Genomic DNA, 1,134 nt, shown 5'->3' on the forward strand with positions numbered 1-1,134 from the left:
ATTATTTATCACTTTGAGTATTTCTTCACATAGAATACTAAAATCTTCTAATTCATGTGGCTTCGCCTGCATTTGATGATAGCTCATAGCCTGTCTCTTATACACATCTAGATGTGTATAAGAGACAGTTCTAGGATTTCTCTTCACCAACATCGTTTGACAAAGAGCCAAAAGTTAATACATTCAATGAACAAAAAAAGGAATCCCTTGTGCGCCAAGGGATTCCCAATACTCAAAGAATGAGTGAATTATTTAACTGTAATAAAAAAGGAAAGTTCTATCATACCCTAGCAAGTTCTAACCTCAATAAAAACGTGTTTCTACTATTATATATGATTCTGTAGAGTGCTGTGTTTTTCTATATTTTGTAGTCAAAGTTTAGTCAACCGTTCGCCAGCGTATAGAAGGAAATGTAACTTTATAAACTATTAACTATTTATAACATAATAGCTTATTTATTATCGGGATAAAGAAATTCATATGTATCCCATACAAATCTCACTAGAGTAGCAGACGAACTTGCCACTAGATAAGCATATCTAGCAGGAAGTTCTTTAAACTTTTTACCCTTTCCATGTCCTACTCCTTTTTCATTTCTCAAATTGTTAATTCCATCTACTATTTGGTTAAGACTACTCAATATCTTTTTTATCTCATTATTAGTTTGTGCTGATAAATTATCTTTAGAATCTATATTTAATTCTATAAACACTAACTTCCTTAATTCTTGGATAGTTACTTTGTTTGAATATTTTATGCCTAATTCATCTAATATATACTTAAAACACGATTCTATTAATTCTTTTGATTTTCCTATAGCATCTGCCGGTGAATTTTCAATAGATTTTTCAATAAATTCTATCTGCTTCTCTATATATAGACTTGTCTCTTATACACATCTAGATGTGTATAAGAGACAGGTCTATTATTTATATCGAATATTTTAAGATGTTCCGTTATTTACTCTTTCTAATAGCTATATATTCCATAAATATTCTATTTTTTACCTTTTAGGAATATTCAAATACCAACGTCTATCATGAAAATCTTGTGCTCCGCCTTTTATGTTACCAGTTGGATCGTTTGTGGCACGCATCATGACATATACTTTTTTATTAGAGAAATTACGCATGT

Annotated in this window: 1 protein-coding gene and 1 pseudogene; both read right to left on the reverse strand. The window is 30.2% G+C overall.

Annotated elements, in window-relative coordinates; translation table 11 throughout:
• Positions 1 to 451: 451 nt before the first annotated feature.
• Positions 452 to 874, reverse strand: a complete 423-nt coding sequence (locus A5844_RS13820; protein ID WP_086285735.1) for an abortive infection family protein — start codon at positions 872 to 874, stop codon at positions 452 to 454.
• A 129-nt stretch (positions 875 to 1,003) separates the two neighbouring features.
• Positions 1,004 to 1,134, reverse strand: a pseudogene (locus tag A5844_RS14040) (N-acetylmuramoyl-L-alanine amidase); the annotation flags it as partial.

Source organism: Candidatus Enterococcus wittei (assembly GCF_002140175.1).
GTDB classification, from domain to species: domain Bacteria; phylum Bacillota; class Bacilli; order Lactobacillales; family Enterococcaceae; genus Enterococcus_B; species Enterococcus_B wittei.